The organism is Streptomyces morookaense (assembly GCF_013030945.1).
In the GTDB taxonomy this organism is placed as follows: Bacteria; Actinomycetota; Actinomycetes; order Streptomycetales; family Streptomycetaceae; genus Streptomyces; species Streptomyces morookaensis.
This window is the reverse complement of record NZ_JABBXF010000133.1, coordinates 1-15,451: the sequence shown is the minus strand read 5'-3', so window position 1 is coordinate 15,451 and position 15,451 is coordinate 1. Positions and strand designations below refer to the sequence as shown.

At 71.9% G+C, this 15,451-nt stretch carries 16 protein-coding genes; 10 read left to right on the top strand and 6 right to left on the bottom strand.

Features of this window, described 5'->3' with window-relative positions:
- Nucleotides 1-23: 23 nt before the first annotated feature.
- Nucleotides 24-746: an HNH endonuclease family protein gene (locus tag HG542_RS33035; protein ID WP_171088047.1), complete on the bottom strand. Its 723-nt coding sequence runs from the start codon at nucleotides 744-746 to the stop codon at nucleotides 24-26.
- Nucleotides 747-838: 92 nt separating this feature from the next.
- Here HG542_RS33035 and HG542_RS33030 point away from each other — a divergent pair, with 92 nt between their 5' ends.
- The 3 genes from HG542_RS33030 (at nucleotide 839) to HG542_RS33020 (ending at nucleotide 2,018) form a co-directional block, all read left to right on the top strand.
- A complete protein-coding gene (locus HG542_RS33030) occupies nucleotides 839-1,291 on the top strand; it encodes a MarR family winged helix-turn-helix transcriptional regulator (RefSeq protein WP_171088044.1) in 453 nt (150 codons plus the stop codon).
- Nucleotides 1,292-1,357: 66 nt separating this feature from the next.
- A complete protein-coding gene (locus tag HG542_RS33025) occupies nucleotides 1,358-1,711 on the top strand; it encodes a gamma-glutamylcyclotransferase family protein (protein ID WP_171088042.1) in 354 nt (117 codons plus the stop codon).
- 97 nt (nucleotides 1,712-1,808) lie between these two features.
- Complete coding sequence (locus HG542_RS33020) at nucleotides 1,809-2,018, top strand: cold shock domain-containing protein (protein ID WP_171088041.1); 210 nt, start codon at nucleotides 1,809-1,811, stop codon at nucleotides 2,016-2,018.
- 15 nt (nucleotides 2,019-2,033) lie between these two features.
- Here HG542_RS33020 and HG542_RS33015 read toward each other — a convergent pair whose 3' ends face one another.
- The 3 genes from HG542_RS33015 to HG542_RS33005 form a co-directional block, all read right to left on the bottom strand.
- The gene (locus HG542_RS33015; protein WP_171088039.1) at nucleotides 2,034-3,113 is read right to left on the bottom strand and encodes an ABC transporter permease; all 1,080 of its coding nucleotides are present in this window, start codon (nucleotides 3,111-3,113) and stop codon (nucleotides 2,034-2,036) included.
- A gap of 59 nt (nucleotides 3,114-3,172) precedes the next feature.
- Nucleotides 3,173-3,586 carry a hypothetical protein gene (locus HG542_RS33010; protein WP_171088037.1) on the bottom strand — a complete coding sequence of 138 codons (414 nt, stop codon included), beginning with the start codon at nucleotides 3,584-3,586 and terminating at the stop codon, nucleotides 3,173-3,175.
- A 117-nt stretch (nucleotides 3,587-3,703) separates the two neighbouring features.
- Complete coding sequence (locus HG542_RS33005; protein WP_171088034.1) at nucleotides 3,704-4,102, bottom strand: hypothetical protein; 399 nt, start codon at nucleotides 4,100-4,102, stop codon at nucleotides 3,704-3,706.
- Nucleotides 4,103-4,353: 251 nt separating this feature from the next.
- On the opposite strand from HG542_RS33005, the gene HG542_RS33000 reads away from it, so the two are divergent.
- Nucleotides 4,354-4,716 carry an SH3 domain-containing protein gene (locus HG542_RS33000; RefSeq protein ID WP_171088032.1) on the top strand — a complete coding sequence of 121 codons (363 nt, stop codon included), beginning with the start codon at nucleotides 4,354-4,356 and terminating at the stop codon, nucleotides 4,714-4,716.
- 57 nt (nucleotides 4,717-4,773) lie between these two features.
- On the opposite strand, the gene HG542_RS32995 is transcribed toward HG542_RS33000, so the two are convergent.
- On the bottom strand, nucleotides 4,774-5,436 hold the full coding sequence (locus HG542_RS32995) for a TetR/AcrR family transcriptional regulator (RefSeq protein WP_229922572.1): 663 nt from the start codon (nucleotides 5,434-5,436) through the stop codon (nucleotides 4,774-4,776).
- Nucleotides 5,437-5,486: 50 nt separating this feature from the next.
- Here HG542_RS32995 and HG542_RS32990 point away from each other — a divergent pair, with 50 nt between their 5' ends.
- Entirely contained in the window at nucleotides 5,487-7,076 is a 1,590-nt protein-coding gene (locus tag HG542_RS32990; protein WP_171088030.1) for an FAD-dependent monooxygenase, read from the top strand.
- Here HG542_RS32990 and HG542_RS32985 read toward each other — a convergent pair.
- Nucleotides 7,037-8,593: a hypothetical protein gene (locus HG542_RS32985; RefSeq protein ID WP_171088028.1), complete on the bottom strand. Its 1,557-nt coding sequence runs from the start codon at nucleotides 8,591-8,593 to the stop codon at nucleotides 7,037-7,039. The genes HG542_RS32990 and HG542_RS32985 overlap by 40 nt on opposite strands.
- A gap of 353 nt (nucleotides 8,594-8,946) precedes the next feature.
- Between HG542_RS32985 and HG542_RS32980 the strand changes: the two genes are divergently transcribed.
- The 5 genes from HG542_RS32980 to HG542_RS32960 all read left to right on the top strand — a co-directional run.
- Complete coding sequence (locus tag HG542_RS32980; protein ID WP_171088026.1) at nucleotides 8,947-11,085, top strand: MMPL family transporter; 2,139 nt, start codon at nucleotides 8,947-8,949, stop codon at nucleotides 11,083-11,085.
- Nucleotides 11,086-11,250: 165 nt separating this feature from the next.
- The gene (locus HG542_RS32975; RefSeq protein ID WP_171088023.1) at nucleotides 11,251-12,636 is read left to right on the top strand and encodes a S53 family peptidase; all 1,386 of its coding nucleotides are present in this window, start codon (nucleotides 11,251-11,253) and stop codon (nucleotides 12,634-12,636) included.
- Between the two features lie 185 nt (nucleotides 12,637-12,821).
- Complete coding sequence (locus HG542_RS32970; protein ID WP_176607245.1) at nucleotides 12,822-13,139, top strand: hypothetical protein; 318 nt, start codon at nucleotides 12,822-12,824, stop codon at nucleotides 13,137-13,139.
- 72 nt (nucleotides 13,140-13,211) lie between these two features.
- The gene (locus tag HG542_RS32965) at nucleotides 13,212-14,705 is read left to right on the top strand and encodes an APC family permease (protein ID WP_171088018.1); all 1,494 of its coding nucleotides are present in this window, start codon (nucleotides 13,212-13,214) and stop codon (nucleotides 14,703-14,705) included.
- The coding region (locus tag HG542_RS32960) for an acetamidase/formamidase family protein (RefSeq protein WP_171088016.1) at nucleotides 14,698-15,451 on the top strand (754 nt) is incomplete at its 3' end. The genes HG542_RS32965 and HG542_RS32960, both read left to right, overlap by 8 nt.

The window sequence follows — 15,451 nt, the reverse complement described above, 5'->3', positions numbered from 1 at the left end:
CGCTACCCTCCGCCGGACGTTCGCTACGGCTTGAGGGCGACCCCGGACGTGGACTCGCTCGGCAGCTGCTGAGCGGGGCAGCCGGCCAGGACCTTCTTCATCGCGTCGCGTTCATCAGGCGTGACCCACAGCTTGTACTGCTTCTTCACCGCGATCTGCCGGGCCACATAGGTGCAGTCGAAGCCCTTGTTGGCCGGGAGCCAGGCCGAGGCGTTCTTGTCGCCCTTGCCCATGTTCGCGGGCCCGTCCGCCGCGACGAGGTTGAGGGGGTCGTTCGCGAGGGCCTCGCGCCGCTCCTGCGGAAGCTTCTGGGCCCCGGTCTGCCATGCGTCCGACAGGGCCACTATGTGGTCGATCTGTACCGCCGAGGACTTCGGGCCGCGCTCGAAGCGAATCGTTTTGCCGGTGTAGGGGTCGGCAAGGGTGCCGGAGGCGATGACACACTTCGAACCCGCCTCGAACCGAGGGCTCTTCAGGTCGCGGCGCAATATGTCGTTGCGGGTGTCGCACTTGTTGCCCCCGCCGGGGGCGTTCGTGGAGTCCGTCCATGCGGCGCCGAACTGCTTGGCGCGGTCGTAACCGTCCTTCGACGCCGCCTTCTTCACGGGCAGTGCGGCGAGGGCCGCCTGCGCGGATCCGGGCCTGCCGTCGGCGTCGGCCGTGCCTTTGTGGCCGCCGCCGGAGCATCCGGCCAGGGCCACGGGGAGCAGCAGGGCTGCGACGACGGTACGGGTGCGCGCGGACAACGGGGGCCTCGTCTCGTTTCTTGATCGTTTCGTACGGACGCCCACCCTACGTGACTTGACCTCAAGTCAGGTCGAGGTTCTACCGTCGGCCCATGAACTACTCGCACCCCGACGCCGAACTCGTCAACCAGCCCATCGGCTACTGGAGCTGGGCCGCGCACAAGGCCGTCGTCACCCATATCCGGGCCGGGCTGGCCGAGTTCGGCGTGAGCCAGCCGCAGTGGTGGATCCTGAACCAGGCGGACGACGAGCACGGGAAGACCCGCGCCGAGGTGACCGCGACCCTCCGGGGCTACCTCGACGTGGAGGACGCCCTGCAGGACGAGATCGACGCCCTCGTCGAACGCGGGTTGACCGTCTTCGACGACGCGGGCCTGCTCCGGCTGACGGCCGAGGGCGCGGCCGTCCGGCTGCGATGCGCTGAACGGCAGAAGGAGATGTGGGCGCAGCGGCACGACGGCATCACGGACGAGGAGTATCTGGTCACGCTGAAGGTGCTGCAGCGGATGATCCACAACACGGGCGGGCAGGCCTGGCACCACTGAGCACCGATTGAGCACCGTTTGAGCGCCGATTTGCAGGTGCAGCCATATCGCAGCGATGCTCTGCGGATGATCGACACGTCCGCCCATCTCCTGTTCTCCTACGGCACGCTGCGTCAGCCCGAGGTCCAGCGCTCCCTGTTCGGCCGCGAGGTCCCGGGCACCCCCGCCCTGCTGCCCGGCTACCGGCTGTCCACGGTGGAGATCACCGATCCGGAGGTGATCGCCCTCAGCGGTTCCGACCGGCACCCCATCCTGCAGCCCACCGGCGATCCGGCCGACGGTGTGGAGGGCGCCGCGCTGCTCGTCACGGACGCCGAACTGGCCGCCGCCGACGACTACGAGGTCACCGACTACCGGCGCACCCTGGTGCCGCTGGCCTCGGGCGCCGAGGCGTGGGTGTACGCCCCTGCCGCGGGTTAGCGCCGGATCCTGTCCGCCCCGCGCTCCTGTACTGCGAGAACACGCCTGTGATACACGGTAGTTGACACATGGTGCCCGAATGCGGGAGGCGGGGGACATGAGCGACAGGGTCAGCGGCGTGGTGCGCTGGTTCAACCAGGCCAGGGGTTACGGCTACATCAACGGCGACGACGGCGCCGAGGTGCGGGTGACCCGCGAGGCCATCGACGACCTCACCTTCGTGACCGAGGGCATGCGGGTGACGTACGTGCCCGCCCTGGACACGGACGGCACCGTCCATGCGGAGCACGTGCGCGTCGTGAGCTGAGCGGGCAGGCGCGGGTCACTCCGGCGCGACCGCGCCGACCTCGCGCTCCCGGCCGCCCGGGTGGCGGTGGCGCCAGATCCAGAAGACCGCGCAGGACACCGCCGCCCACACCCCCAGCACCACGAAGGGCAGGGCGTGCTGGTGTCCCCCGAAGTACACCGCCGTGTGCTGGGCGTTGACCGAGGCGCCCGGCGGGAGCCAGCGGCCGATCGAGCCCAGCAGGGACGGCAGCAGCGGCCAGGAGACCGCGCCGCCGGAGGACGGGTTGCCCAGCAGGACCAGCACGCCCCACGCCGGGATCATCGCCCACCGGCCGATGAGGGTGTTGCACATGGTGAAGAACATCCCCGACGTGAACATCGTGAACGCGAGGATCAGCCAGGACTCGACGAACGGCAGCCGCAGCGCGCCCAGCCCCCAGTCCACGACGGCCGCGATGGCGAAGCCGCCCAGGAGCGCGTAGGCGATGGTGAAGGCGATGCGCTCGGCCGGGGTGAGGGCACGGGCGTGCACGCTCAGCTGAATGGAGCCGACGAAGCCGACGACCACCGCGGCGAGCGTGATGTAGAAGAGGGCGAGGCCGCGCGGGTCGCCCGGCTGGAGCGGGTTGATGTCCCGCACGGCCACCGGCACGCCGGTGGCCCTGCCGACCTCGGGCGCGGCCTGGGCCAGCAGCTGCGCCACGGTGGCTCCGGAGGCGCCGGAGACGTCCAGTGCGGGGGCGCCGGGGCGCTCCCGGAGGATGGCGAAGACCTGCTGTTCGTCCACCGCGTTCCGGGCGGCACCGTAGTCGGCATAGTGGTGCAGCTCCAGTTCGGCGCCCAGGGCCTTCTCCATCCCCTGGATGAACGCGGCGCGCTCGACCCTGGACGCGGGCACCCCGGTGACGGCCACCGGGACGCGGTGCGGCGTGGGGTTGGCCATGGCGTAGGTGTACGAGCCCGCGAACAGCCCGGCGGCCGCGGCCACGATGAGCACGAGCACGGTGGCCGGCAGGAACGGCGAGTGGCGGAACGCCGTCCAGAGCTCGCCGGGGCGTTTGCGCTGCCCGGCGGCGCCGGTACGGTTTCCGGCCTCGCCGCTCCCGTCCGCCATGGGGTCACCCTAAGCGGAACTTCCGGATCCGGCAGTTCCGGCAGAGCCCGCAGGGCCCGTCAGCGTGCCGGATCGTCCTGCACCCTGATGGTCACCTTCCACAGGACGACCAGGTGCGGACAGGCCCGGGCGGCCCGCGGGACACAGCGCTCGTAGGCCGTGATGCCCGTGGTGCCGGGCTCCTGCATCCGGAAGTCCGCCATCGCGCTGCCGTCCTCGGACGTCAACGCCGCCACCCGGTCGGCGACTTCGGGGTCGTCCGCCGTCGGCGGGCTCCACGTCCAGGTGGCGTGGGCCGAGCGGGATCCGGCGAGCCGGACCTGCAGGTCCGTACCGCTCTGCACGGTCAGCGTGCGGCCGTTGTCGGCATTGGAGAGCGTCACACCACCGACACCCGCCGCAGCGGGGGATGCCGCGCCGCCCAGCAGCGCTCCCACGGCCAGTGGCACGGTCAGCAGGGCAGAGAGCCTCATTCGTCCGTCCTCACGTGTGTCGGGGGGTGTCTGACGGCCCCCACACTGCCCGCCCGGCCCGGACCTGTCCTCACCACATCACGCCATCTCCCGGCCGCCGCGCCGGGCGCCGGAGCGCTACTGGCCGCGGACCTCCACGCAAGCGCGCCCGTAGTGCTCGGGCTTGACGTCCTTGTTGATTTCGGACGTCTTCCAGCTGTCGACGCAGATCTTCGTGTGGTCGGGGACGACGCGGCCCAGGGCCATGCCGTACTTCTGACCGGCGCGCCAGTGCCGCGCGGCGCTCCTGCCCTGGAGGCCGGGAGGACCGTGCAGCTCGAAGTAGCCGAAGAAGTCACCGCCCTTCGCGGGCGTGGCCGTGGCCCGGGCGACGTACCGGCCGCTGTTGTCGACGGTGAGGCAGACCGGCCCTTCACACGCCGAACCCGCGAAGGCCGTGGGGCCGGAGGCCAGGAACACCGCCGTGGCGCCCACCGCGCCCATCACCATGCGCACCCGCCAACGTGCTTTCGCCACCGTACGCTTCATCCGCTCCGCCCTCTGCAGTCCCGGCAACGGTCCCCGTGACCGTCCGTCGTCCGCCGAGGCTGGCAGCAATCCCCGCACCATACGCCCCTATTGCGGGAGGAAACCCCCGAAGGAGGGATGTGTATACGGTCCGTGCGCCCCCATGCAACCGTTTCGCTCCCCCATGGGTCATACACCATGCATCTCCCATTGAGCCCGTTGAACCCATTGAGGAGAGAACAGGGGGAACGTTGATGTATATGTCAGTACGTCGTGCAGCGGCTGTCGGCGCATCCGCGCTGCTGGTCGCTTCGGGCACGCTCCTGGCCGCGGTTCCGGCAAGTGCCCAGGCACCCGCGGCCGCACCGGCCGCCGTGGCGAAGCCGGTCCCGCCGAAGGGCAAGGTGGTCTCCAGGCTGCCGCTGTCCATACGCGAGCGGCCGGCGCAGGCGGCCAAGTACCTCGGCGCGCTCAAGCCGGGGACGGTCGTCGAACTGGCCTGCAAGAAGCACGGGTCGAACGTGGACGGGAACGACCTGTGGTACCTCCTCGGCAACGGCAAGCCCGGCTACGTCGCTGCGCGTTACGTGCAGAACCTGTCGCCGGTGCCGCTGTGCAAGTGAGGCACGTGAGCACGAGATGAAGCGCGGGGGCGGGCCGGTCCCGCCCCCGCCGTCCGCTCACTGCCGGAGGGCCCGCTCCACGGCGTCGAAGACGCGGTGGATCAGCTCCCGTTGCTCGTCGGCGAAGTCCTCGGCGCGCTCGCCGGCCAGCAGGCGGCGGACCGCGGTGAGGTAGGCGGTGCGGTAGGCCGCGACGGTCAGCGCCGCCGCCAGGCGCGGGCCTTCGTCGCCGGGGCCGGCGCCGGTCCCCTCCGCGATGGCCGCGGCCAGCGCGTTCTCCACCTCCTCGACGCCTTCGCGGGCACGGGCCTGCAGGGCGGGCGAGTCGATGACGACCTGCCAGAAGTTCACGAACCGGTCGGCCGATCCACCCAACGGGTGCCGCTGCTCGTGGAGTTCGATCAGCATGCGGCGCACCGCCTCCGTCGGCGAGTGCTCCGGCTCCCGCTCGCGGACCGCGCGGCCGACGAGCTCGACGGCTTCCGGGATGCGGTCGAGGAAGAGATCCTCCTTGCGCGGGAAGTAGTTGAAGACCGTCATGGCCGAAACCTGTGCGGCCTCCGCGACCTCGGCGACGGTGACACGGTCGAAGCCGCGCGCGCAGAACAGCTCCGTGGCCGCGTCGGAGATGCGTTTCCGCGTCTCCTGTTTCTTCCGTTCGCGCAGCGTCGGGCGCTGCGGGGCCGGCTGCGGGGCGGAGTGCTTGTGCTGATCCTTCACGGGGAAAATTATATAGCGAACACATCTTTTTAGTGACTACAGTTACCGCCATGGATGACAAGACCCAGGAAGTCAGGGCCACGGACTACGACGTCGTGGTGGCGGGCGCCGGCCCCACGGGCCTCATGCTGGCCTGCGAACTCGCGCTGGCGGGGACGGCCGTGCTCGTCGTCGAGCGCCTGCCGGAGCCCGACCGGACGATCAAGGCGGGGGCCATCAACGCGCCCAGCGCGGTCGCGTTCGACCGGCGAGGCCTGCTGCCCGCGATGGCGGCGGTGCAGGAGCGCCGCCTCGCGGAAGTCACCGGGTTCCTCCGCACGCACGCCCCCGACGGGCTGGACCGGAAGAACGCGCCGAAGTTCGCGGGCCACTTCGCCGGGATACCGCTGTACGGCGACCTGCTGGACACGTCCGATCCCGACTTCGCCCACCTCGGGCCGGCGGGCGACGTCGGCCTGGTGCCCCAGGCCGACCTGGAGCTCGTGCTCCTGGAGCGCGCCACCGCCCTGGGCGTGGAGCTGTGGCGGGGCGTGGAGCTCGAGGGGTTCGACGCGGACGACGCGGGCGTGAGCGTCCGCACGAGCCGGGGGACGGTCCGCGCGGGCTGGCTGGCCGGCTGCGACGGCGGCCGCAGCACGGTCCGCCGGCTCGCGGGCTTCGACTTCCCCGGCACGGCTCCCGAGATCACCGGCCACCAGGCCGTGGTGGAGCTGGAGGGCGCGGAGGCCCTGGGAGCCGGCTGGCAGGGCACCGACACCGGCATCTACGTCCACGGCCCCTTCCCCGGCCGGATCCTCACGGTGGAGTTCGACGGCCCGCCGGCCGACCGGGACGCACCGGTGACCGCCGAGGAACTGGAGACCAGCCTGCGCAAGGTCTCCGGGGCGGACGTGCGGGTCACCGCGGTGCACACCGCCACCCGCTTCACCGACAACGCCCGCCAGGCGAGCACGTATCGCAAGGGGCGTGTCCTGCTGGCCGGCGACGCGGCGCACGTGCACTCGCCGTTCGGCGGCCAGGGACTGAACCTGGGCATCGGCGACGCGATGAACCTCGGCTGGAAGCTGGCCGCCACGGTGCACGGCACGGCCCCCGAGGGGCTGCTCGACACCTACACGGCCGAGCGGCACCCCATCGGCGCATGGGTGCTGGAGTGGACCCGGGCACAGATCGCCGTCATGCGGCTGACGCCGCACGCACAGGCGATGCGCAGCGTCGTGCGCGATCTGATGGGGACGGTCACGGGCACCACGTACTTCGTCAAGAAGATCCTGGGCGTCTGGCAGAGATACGACCTGCCGGGCGACCACCCGCTGACAGGACACAGTGCACCGGACCTCGTCCTGGCCGACGGCACGCGCCTGGCCGACCATCTCCACGACGGCAAGGCGCTGTTGCTCGACCTGGGCGCCGCCGGGCCCGGTCTCCCGGACCGGGCGGAGGGGTTCGGGGACCGGGTGCGGGTGGTCACGGCCCGGTGCACCTCGCACCCCGGACTGGCGGCCCTTCTGCTGCGGCCCGACGGCTTCGTCGCGTGGGCCACGGACAGCGACGATCTCGACGGGCTCGACGCAGCGCTCGGGCAGTGGTTCGGGGCGCCTCAGCCACGCGGCGCGAGCAGCACGACCGCGGCGGAGTAGGGGGCGAGGGCGGTGGGCACCCGGCCGCGCTGCGTGGCCGGGTCCTTGTCGCCCTGCCGCCATGTCAGCGTGCGGTAGGCGCGGTAGCCGCGGGGCAGGTTCAGGTGCACCTTCTGCGTCTGCCGGGGGTCCTTGTTGACGACCACGACCGCGAGCGTGCCGTCGGCCCGGCGGAGCGTGTGCGCGGTGAGGGTGTCGCTGCCGCCGGAGACGGCGGTGGCGAGGGTGCTGCCGCCGCCCTTGAGTGCGGTGGTCAGCATCTGCATCGTGTAGTACGGCGCGAAGGGGGTCCCCACCGGGGGCTCGCACTGCTTCCCCTTCTTGCCGGTCTTGTCGACGGCGGTGAAGCATGCTCCGGACGACAGCAGGCCGAGGTCGCCCCAGTTGACGGTCTCCGTGTTCAACGGGCCGTTGTACAGGGCCCACCAGTCGACGGCGGAGGCGCCGTTCTCCAGGAGCGAGAGGTTGTTGTCCAGCAGATAGAGGGCTCCCACGGCGTTGTCCTGCTGCTGAGTGGCGTTGAGCGCCGCGGAGTTGGCCTCGCCGACGGTGATGCCGATGCGGTGCCCCCGCCCCGAGGCCCGGTCCAGGTCGGCGCGCAGGGCGCGCAGCACGGGGCCGGCGGCCGCGGTGTCGGCCAGCACGTCGGCGTCGCTCTGCTTGTGGCTGAAGGCGGCGTGGTACCAGTGGACGTCGGCGAAGTCGGCGGCCCCGGCCAGGCCGGGGGTGTTGAGGACGGTGTCGTCCCACTCCTTCATCGCCTTGTTGATGGGGTCGTCCGGTTTCGCCGGGTCGTAGGCGAACAGCTCGATGCCGATCCGGATCCCCGGGTCGACCGCCTTCATCGCCCGCGCGTAGGCGATGACGTTGCGGGCGTAGGCGGCCGGGGACTTGTCGGGGTGGGCGTCGGGCTCGTGCGGAAACTTGCGGCCGGGAATGGTGAACCAGCCGTTGAGGTACGTCTCCTCGCCGATGACCCAGTCGCGGACGCCGTAGTGGCGCGTCTTGTTGGCGTACCGCACCCAGGCCGCCGCTTCGCGGGGGTCGCCGGGCTTGGGGTGTCCGGGTGTGCTGGGGTCGGCCTTGGTGTCGGTCGGGCCCGTCCCGTAGTTGACGTGTACGAGCATGCGGGCGTCGGCGGCACGCGCGGTGGCGGCGAACCGGTCGAAGCCGAACTCCGGCGTCAGGTCCTCGTATCCGCCGTTGTCCTTGCCGTTGGGATCGGGGCTGAGCCAGCCGCCGTGGTCGAAGTGGTAGAGGTCGGTGGGCCCTCCGGCGTTGAAGGAGAGCGTGGTGATGCCCGCCTTGCGGATGAGTCCGGGCGTCCTGGCATCCTTCAGGTACGGGTTCCAGAAGGGCGTGTTGACGCCGATCGCGTCGGCGGGGACGGTGTTGGTGACCCGCCCGCCGACCGTGATCTCCGCACCTCCCGGTGCTCCCGCCGCCGCGCCGGGCGCCGAGGCGATTCCGGCCAGGGCGGCGGTGGCGACGGCCAGGGCGATGATGCGCTTGGACAAGGCCAAGTCCTCTCCAGGGGTGACTTGTTGTGTTCACCAGCATGACAAGTGCGAACGAACGCCTTGTAGTTGGCCGTGTCACCCGTGTGCGCTGACAGATGTCACATGCGGCCGGCGGCGGCCCGCACGGCCGCGGCCCGAGACGCGGGGCGGAGACCCGGACGACACGCCCATATCACCGCAATGCACCTATCTTGGCATTGAATGATTAATGGTGGGAGGCGCCTCCGACCCCTGCGAAGGACGCCCATGTGATGCTGCTCCGAAAGCCTCGCCATTCCCTTCTCGCAGGGGTCGCCCACGGTTCCCCCCGGCGGGCCCTGGGGACGCTCCTCCTGCTCACACTGGTGGCCGTGGCCGCCGCCGTGGGCGGGCACGGCGTGGGCGAGCGGCTGGCCCCGGGCGGGTGGACCCCGGCCACGGCACAGTCGACCCGGGCCGACGCCTTCCTCGCGTCGCACTTCGGCGGCGGCGAGCCGCACCTGGTGCTGGTCGTCACCACGAAGGGACAGGTGGACGCGCCCGCGGCGGCGGACGCGGGACGTGCGCTGACCGGGCGCCTGTCGTCCGACCCGCACACGGCCTGGGTGCGGGGCTACTGGCCGCAGGAGGTGCCCGAGCTGCGGAGCCGGGACGGGCACAGCGCCGTGGTCGCGGTGCGGTTCCGCGGCGACGAGCGGGCCGTGCTGGCGGCCAGCAAGGCGGTGACGGCACGGGAGACCGGGCGCACGGGGCCGTTGCAGGTCGCGGCCACCGGCGAGGCCGCGCTGTTCGCCGAGATGGAGCGGCTGAGCACCGAGGGCGCGCTGGTCGCCGAGCTGATCGTGGCGCCGCTGGTGCTGCTGATCCTGCTGTGGATCTTCGGCAGCCTGGTCGCCGCGCTGCTGCCCGTGGTCGTGGGCGGCTTCGCGGTCGTCACCACGACCGCCGTGCTGCGGCTGCTCAGCGAGGTGATGACGGTGTCGGTGTTCGTGCTGAACATCGCCACCGCGCTCGGTTTCGGACTCGCCGTCGACTACTGCCTGCTGATGGTCAGCCGGTACCGCGAGGAACTCGCCGCGGGGGCGCAGCCCGTGCAGGCCGCCGAGCGTGCCCTGGGCACCGCGGGGCGGGCGGTGGCGTTCTCCGCGACGACCGTGGCGGCGGCGCTGGGGGCGCTGATGGTCTTCCCGCTGCCGCTGACGCGTTCGCTGGCCGTCGGCGGGGCGGCGGTGGCGGTGTGCTCGGCGGCCGGGGCGCTGCTGGTGCTGCCCGCGATGCTGGTGCTGCTGGGGGCGCGCGTCAACCGCTTCGACCTCTTCGCCCGGTGGCGGCGCGGCGCCGGGCGGCCCTTGTCGCAGGGCCGCTGGTACCGGCTGGCGATGTGGGTGACGCGGCGCCCGGCGGCCGTCGCCGTGGGCACCCTGCTGGTGCTCGGGCTGCTGGCCGCGCCGGGGGCCGGGGTGCGGTTCGGCATGTACGACGACCGCATCCTGCCGCCCTCCTCGCCGGTGGCCCGGGCCTCGCAGCGGCTGCGCACCGACTTCGCCGCGGAGGCCGAGGACACGGCCACGGTGGTGCTGCCGGGCCTGCGCATCGCGCCCCCGGCCGAGGCCCTGGCCTCCGACGCGCCGGAGGAGTCCCCGGCCGCGGTGTCCGCCGCGGCGGCCGTGCACGGTTATGCCGCGCGGCTGTCGCGGCTGCCCGGCGTGCGGCAGGTGCAGACGGCGACCGGCACGTACCGCGGCGGCAGACTGACGGCCGACGCGGACGTCCGGGGGGCCGGCTTCGCCGGGCCCGCCGGGACCTGGCTGAGCATCACCCCGGCGGTGCCCTCGGTGCTGTCCCCGGAGGGCCGGCTGCTGACCGAACGGCTGCGCCGGGAGCCCGCCCCGGGGCCGGCGCTGGTGGGCGGCTCCGGGGCCCGGATGACCGACACCGAGGACACGCTGAGCAGCCGGCTGCCCGCAGCGATCCTGCTCACCGTGGCAGCCACCCTGGTGCTGCTGTTCGGCTACACCCGCAGCCTGCTGGTGCCCCTCAAGGCCGTGCTGCTCAACGCCCTCAGCCTGGCGGCCACGTTCGGGATCATCGTCGCGGTCTTCCAGCAGGGCCGGCTGGAGTGGCTGACCGGGCCGCTCAACGCCCCCGACACCACGGACGTCATCATCCCCGCGGTGATGTTCTGCACGGCCTTCGGCCTGTCGATGGACTACGAGGTCTTCCTGCTGTCCCGCATCCTGGAGGAGCACCGCAACGGCACGGAGACCCGGCTCGCGGTGGCCACCGGACTGCAGCGCACCGCGCGGCTGTTCACCTCCGCGGCGCTGGTGTTCGCCGTCGTCATGGCCTCCCTGGCCGCCTGCGACCTGGCCATGCTGCAGCTCATCGGTTTCGGCCTGGCCGTCGCCGTCGTCCTGGACTGCACCCTGGTGCGGGCCTTGCTGGTCCCGGCCGTCATGTGCCTGGCGGGACGGGCCAATTGGTGGCCCGCACGCGGCGCACGGAGCTGACCGGCACCGGCCGTAGCGGAGGGCATGACTCCGCAAACGGCCGTCAACTTCGCGTTTAGGCAAAACATTCGATATCAAGCGTCAAATACTCTTGATCTGCGCATGACCATCCCGTGAGATCGCGACAGCCGCTTCGTGCGGCTCCGGTCCTCTCAGGGAGAATTCATGCACGCAGCTCGCCTCCGGTCGCGCGCCGCGGCCGCAACGGCCGCCACCGCCGCCCTCACCGCCGTTGCGCTGACGGCCGCCCCGCTGACCGGGGTCACCGCCGCGCACGCCGCGACGGTCCCGCACACCAAGGCGGTTCCGGCCAGTGCCGGCCACACGCTGGTGCGCGCCGTGGGCAGCCCGCTCTCCATCGCGCAGTGCCAGGCCCAGTTCAAGCTGAACTGCTACGACCCGATCCAGTACCGCAAGGCGTACAACCTGGAGCCGCTGTACAAGGCCGGCATCACCGGCAAGGGCCGCACGATCGTCATCGTCGACTCGTTCGGCTCGCCGACGATCCAGCACGACCTGGACGTCTACAGCAAGCAGTTCGGCATACCCAGCACCAAGGTCGATGTCGTCAAGTGGGGCGACGTCCCCGCGTTCGACCCCAAGAACTCCGACATGACCGGCTGGGCCGGCGAGACCACCCTCGATGTCGAGATGGCGCACGCCGTGGCGCCCGACGCGAAGATCGTCCTGGTCGAGACCGCGGTCGCGGAGACCGAGGGCACCACCGGTCTGCCGGAGATGATGGACGCCGAGAAGGCCATGATCGACCGCGGTGTCGGCGACGTGATCAGCCAGAGCTTCGGCGCGACGGAGAACACCTTCCCGGGCTTCGACAAGGGTGACTTCTCCAGCATCCAGAACCTGCGGTACGCCTTCAAGGACGCCGCGAAGAAGCACGTGACCGTGCTGGCCTCCTCCGGTGACGGCGGCGCCACCGACAACACGGCCGACGGCAAGGGCTACTACAAGGAGCGCGTCAACTCCTGGCCCTCGTCCGACCCGCTGGTGACCTCCATCGGCGGCACCCAGCTGCACCTGGACGACAAGGGCAACCGCGTCAAGCCCGACAGCGTCTACAACGACCACGGCGCGGGCGGCGGCGGCCAGTCGCACGTCTTCGGCCGCCCCTCCTTCCAGAACGCCGTCAAGGGCGTCGTCGGCAGCCGCCGCGGCACCCCGGACATCTCGATGGCCGCGGCGGTCGACGGCGGCGCCTGGATCTACTCCAGCTACGACCCCACCGCGACCGGCTGGGACATCACCGGCGGCACCAGCGAGGCCTGCCCGCTGTTCTCCGGCATCGTCGCCCTGGCCGACCAGGCCGCCGGGCACCGCGTGGGCAACATCAACGAGGCGCTGTACACGCTGTACAAGCAGTCCGCGCACGGCAAGAACACCGGCATCGTCGACGTCAACGACGGGACGAACAACAGCTACCAGGGCGTCGACGGCTACACCGCCGTCAACGGCTACGACATGGCGACCGGCGTCGGCACCGTGGACGCCGCCCGCTTCGTCCCGGCCCTCGCCCGGGCGAGCCGCCGCGGCTGACGCACCGTAGGACACTCACCCGCAAGGGTGCCGGGGGAGCAGGGAACACCCTGCTCCCCCGGCCTGTTTGACCAGGCGTCACCAACCGTCACCGCATGACTGCGTGTCGTATCCGGGCCGAGCGTCGTTGAGCGCATCGGGGGCCGTTCCCCCGCCTGCTTCGCCGTCGAGAGCAAGGATCTGTGATGCGCCTGTTCCGCACTGCGGTCTCCGCCCTGGGAGGCCTCCTCCTCGCCGTCTCGCTGCCTGCCGCCACGGCAGGCGCCTCCGGCGGCGAGTTCCACTGGAGGGGCCCGGAGGGGAAGCCCTACTTCATCACCAACCCCCCGGACGGCAAGTGCCTCGCCATGGCCCAGGAGGCGCGCCAGGCGGAGAACAGGACCAAGGGGGTGGCCGTGGTCTACGCGGAGAAGGGCTGCAAGGGCGCGCAGCACCGGCTGGGCCACGGCGAGAAGGCCCCGGTCAAGTTCGTCTTCAAGAGCGTGAAGTTCGGCGGCCGCTGAGCCGCCCGCCCTCCTCCGCAGGGCAGTTGGTCCTCTTCCGCCGCACCCGTCCCGCCCCTACCCTGGCCTCCGATGACCACGATCGGGAACCGGGGGACGGGCGCCGGGCTGCGGCGCGACGCGGTGGGCATGCGCGAGGTGCTGTTCCAGAGCATCACGTCGATGGCCCCCGGGGCCGCCATCGCGGCCTCGATCCCCACCGGTGCGTCCTTCGCGGGCGGCAGTCTGCCGCTGTCCGTGCTGCTCGCCCTCCTCGCCTGCCTGCTGGCCGCCTCGTGCATCGGGGAGCTGGCACGCCGCCTTCCGGCCGCCGGGTCGCTCGCGGCCTACAGCGCGCAGGGCCTGCACCCGGCGGCCGGATTCCTCGTCGCGTGGGCGTACGTCTTCGTGGAGGCGCTGGTCCCGGCGCTGCTGATGCTCCAGATCGGCTTCACCACCGCCGGGACGCTGCACGACGAATGGGCAGGGTACCCGGCCGGCTTGTGGTGGCCGTGGGCGCTGGCGGGCGCAGCGGTCGTGACGGCCGCGGGCTTCTACGGGATCCGGGCCTCGGCGCGGCTCGGCACCGTCCTCGGCGTACTGGAGATCGCGGTCTTCCTGGTCCTCACCGTCCTGCTGGTCGTCCGGGCCGGACCGGCCAACTCCGCCTCCGTGTTCACCACCGCGCACACCCCCGGGGGCGGTGGCGTGGGCGGGGTGCTCGCGGGTGCCGCGTACTGCGTGCTGGGCTTCGCCGGGTTCGAGGCCGCGGCGCCGCTGGCGGAGGAGGCCCGGCGGCCGCGGCGCACGGTGCAGCGGGCGGTGGTCGGGGCGGCGCTGGGCGTCGGGCTGTTCTACGTGGCCGCCACGTACGCCATGACCGTCTTCTACGGGCCCGGGAGGTTCGCGGAGTTCGGGGTGGCGGGGGCGGCGTCGTGGGGCGGGGTGGCGCGGGCGTCGTTCGGGTTCTTCTGGGTGCTGGTGTTCCTGGCGGTCGTCAACTCCTGTGTGGCCAACGCCAATGCGGGCGTCAACGCCGCGACGCGTACGGCTTTCGCGTTCGGCCGTATCGGGGTGTGGCCGCGTGCCCTCGCCGTCGTGCACCCCCGGCACCGCTCCCCCGTGGTGGCGGTCGCCGTGCAGGGGGCGGTCACTCTGGCGCTGGCGCTGGGTCTCGGTGCCGCGTACGGGCCGACGACGGCCTTCTCGCTGCTGGCGACGGTCGTCGTGACCGTGGTCATGGGGGTGTACATCGTGACCGACCTCGCCTGCGCGGGCTTCTTCCTGCGCCGTCGGCGACCGGAGTTGCGCCCCGTGCGTCACCTGCTGGTACCGGCCCTGGGCGTGGTCGCGTTCGTCCCGGCCCTGCTGACGGCCGCGGGGCTGCCGGCCTTCTGGTTCGTCACCCGGCTCGCGGCGCCCGTCTCGTACGCGGGTCCGGTGGTGGCGGTGTGGATGCTGCTCGGTGCGGTCCTGCTGCTGGTGTTGCGGCGGCGGCATCCGGAGCGGCTGGCCGCGATCGGGCGGATCCATCTGGACGAGCATGCTGAGCCCGACACAGAAGCGGAGCTGCAGGACCATGACTGAGCCGAGGATCCTGACCGTACGGCCCGAACCGGGCGAGTTCGCCTGGACGTTCGGCGGTGTGCCGCCGGTGGCGCGGATCGCGCCGGGCACCGTGCTGGACCTGTACACGGAGGACTGTTTCGCCGGCCGGGTCCGCTCCGAGCAGGACCTGGTCTCGCGTGTGTGCGAGTTCCCCTTCCTGAACCCGCAGACGGGCCCGTTCCACGTGGAGGGCGCGGAGCCCGGGGACACGCTGGCCGTGCACTTCGTGTCCGTCGAACCGGCCCGCGACTGGGCCGCCTCCACCACCGTGCCGCTGTTCGGTGCCCTCACCTCCACGCACACGACGGCGTCGCTGCACGAACCGCTGCCCGAGGTCGTCTGGATGTGGCAGCTCGACCGGGCGCGCCGCACCTGCCTGTTCAGCGCCCGGGACAGCGACACCGAGATCGAGCTGCCGATGGATCCGATGCACGGCACGGTCGGTGTCGCACCCGCGAACCTGGAGGTCCGCTCGGCCCTCGTGCCCGATGCGCACGGCGGCAACATGGACACACCCGAGATGCGGGCCGGGGTCACCTGCTTCCTCGGCGTCAACGTGGAGGGCGCGTTGCTGAGCCTGGGCGACGGGCACGCACGGCAGGGCGAGGGCGAGGCGTGCGGGGTGGCGGTCGAGTGCGCGATGAACACGGTGGTGATCGTCGACCTGTTGAAGGGCGTCGCGACGCCGTGGCCGCGTCTGGAGTCCGACACGCACCTCATCTCCA

Bases quoted from the DNA above. Each gene is read 5' to 3' on its own strand.
- HG542_RS33025 (WP_171088042.1), top strand. From the start codon at position 1,358: ATGATCGACACGTCCGCCCATCTCCTGTTCTCCTACGGCACGCTGCGT.
- HG542_RS33010 (WP_171088037.1), bottom strand. From the start codon at position 3,586: ATGAGGCTCTCTGCCCTGCTGACCGTGCCACTGGCCGTGGGAGCGCTG.
- HG542_RS33015 (WP_171088039.1), bottom strand. From the start codon at position 3,113: ATGGCGGACGGGAGCGGCGAGGCCGGAAACCGTACCGGCGCCGCCGGG.
- HG542_RS32970 (WP_176607245.1), top strand. From the start codon at position 12,822: ATGCGCCTGTTCCGCACTGCGGTCTCCGCCCTGGGAGGCCTCCTCCTC.
- HG542_RS32975 (WP_171088023.1), top strand. From the start codon at position 11,251: ATGCACGCAGCTCGCCTCCGGTCGCGCGCCGCGGCCGCAACGGCCGCC.
- HG542_RS33030 (WP_171088044.1), top strand. From the start codon at position 839: ATGAACTACTCGCACCCCGACGCCGAACTCGTCAACCAGCCCATCGGC.
- HG542_RS33020 (WP_171088041.1), top strand. From the start codon at position 1,809: ATGAGCGACAGGGTCAGCGGCGTGGTGCGCTGGTTCAACCAGGCCAGG.
- HG542_RS32965 (WP_171088018.1), top strand. From the start codon at position 13,212: ATGACCACGATCGGGAACCGGGGGACGGGCGCCGGGCTGCGGCGCGAC.
- HG542_RS32990 (WP_171088030.1), top strand. From the start codon at position 5,487: ATGGATGACAAGACCCAGGAAGTCAGGGCCACGGACTACGACGTCGTG.
- HG542_RS33000 (WP_171088032.1), top strand. From the start codon at position 4,354: ATGTCAGTACGTCGTGCAGCGGCTGTCGGCGCATCCGCGCTGCTGGTC.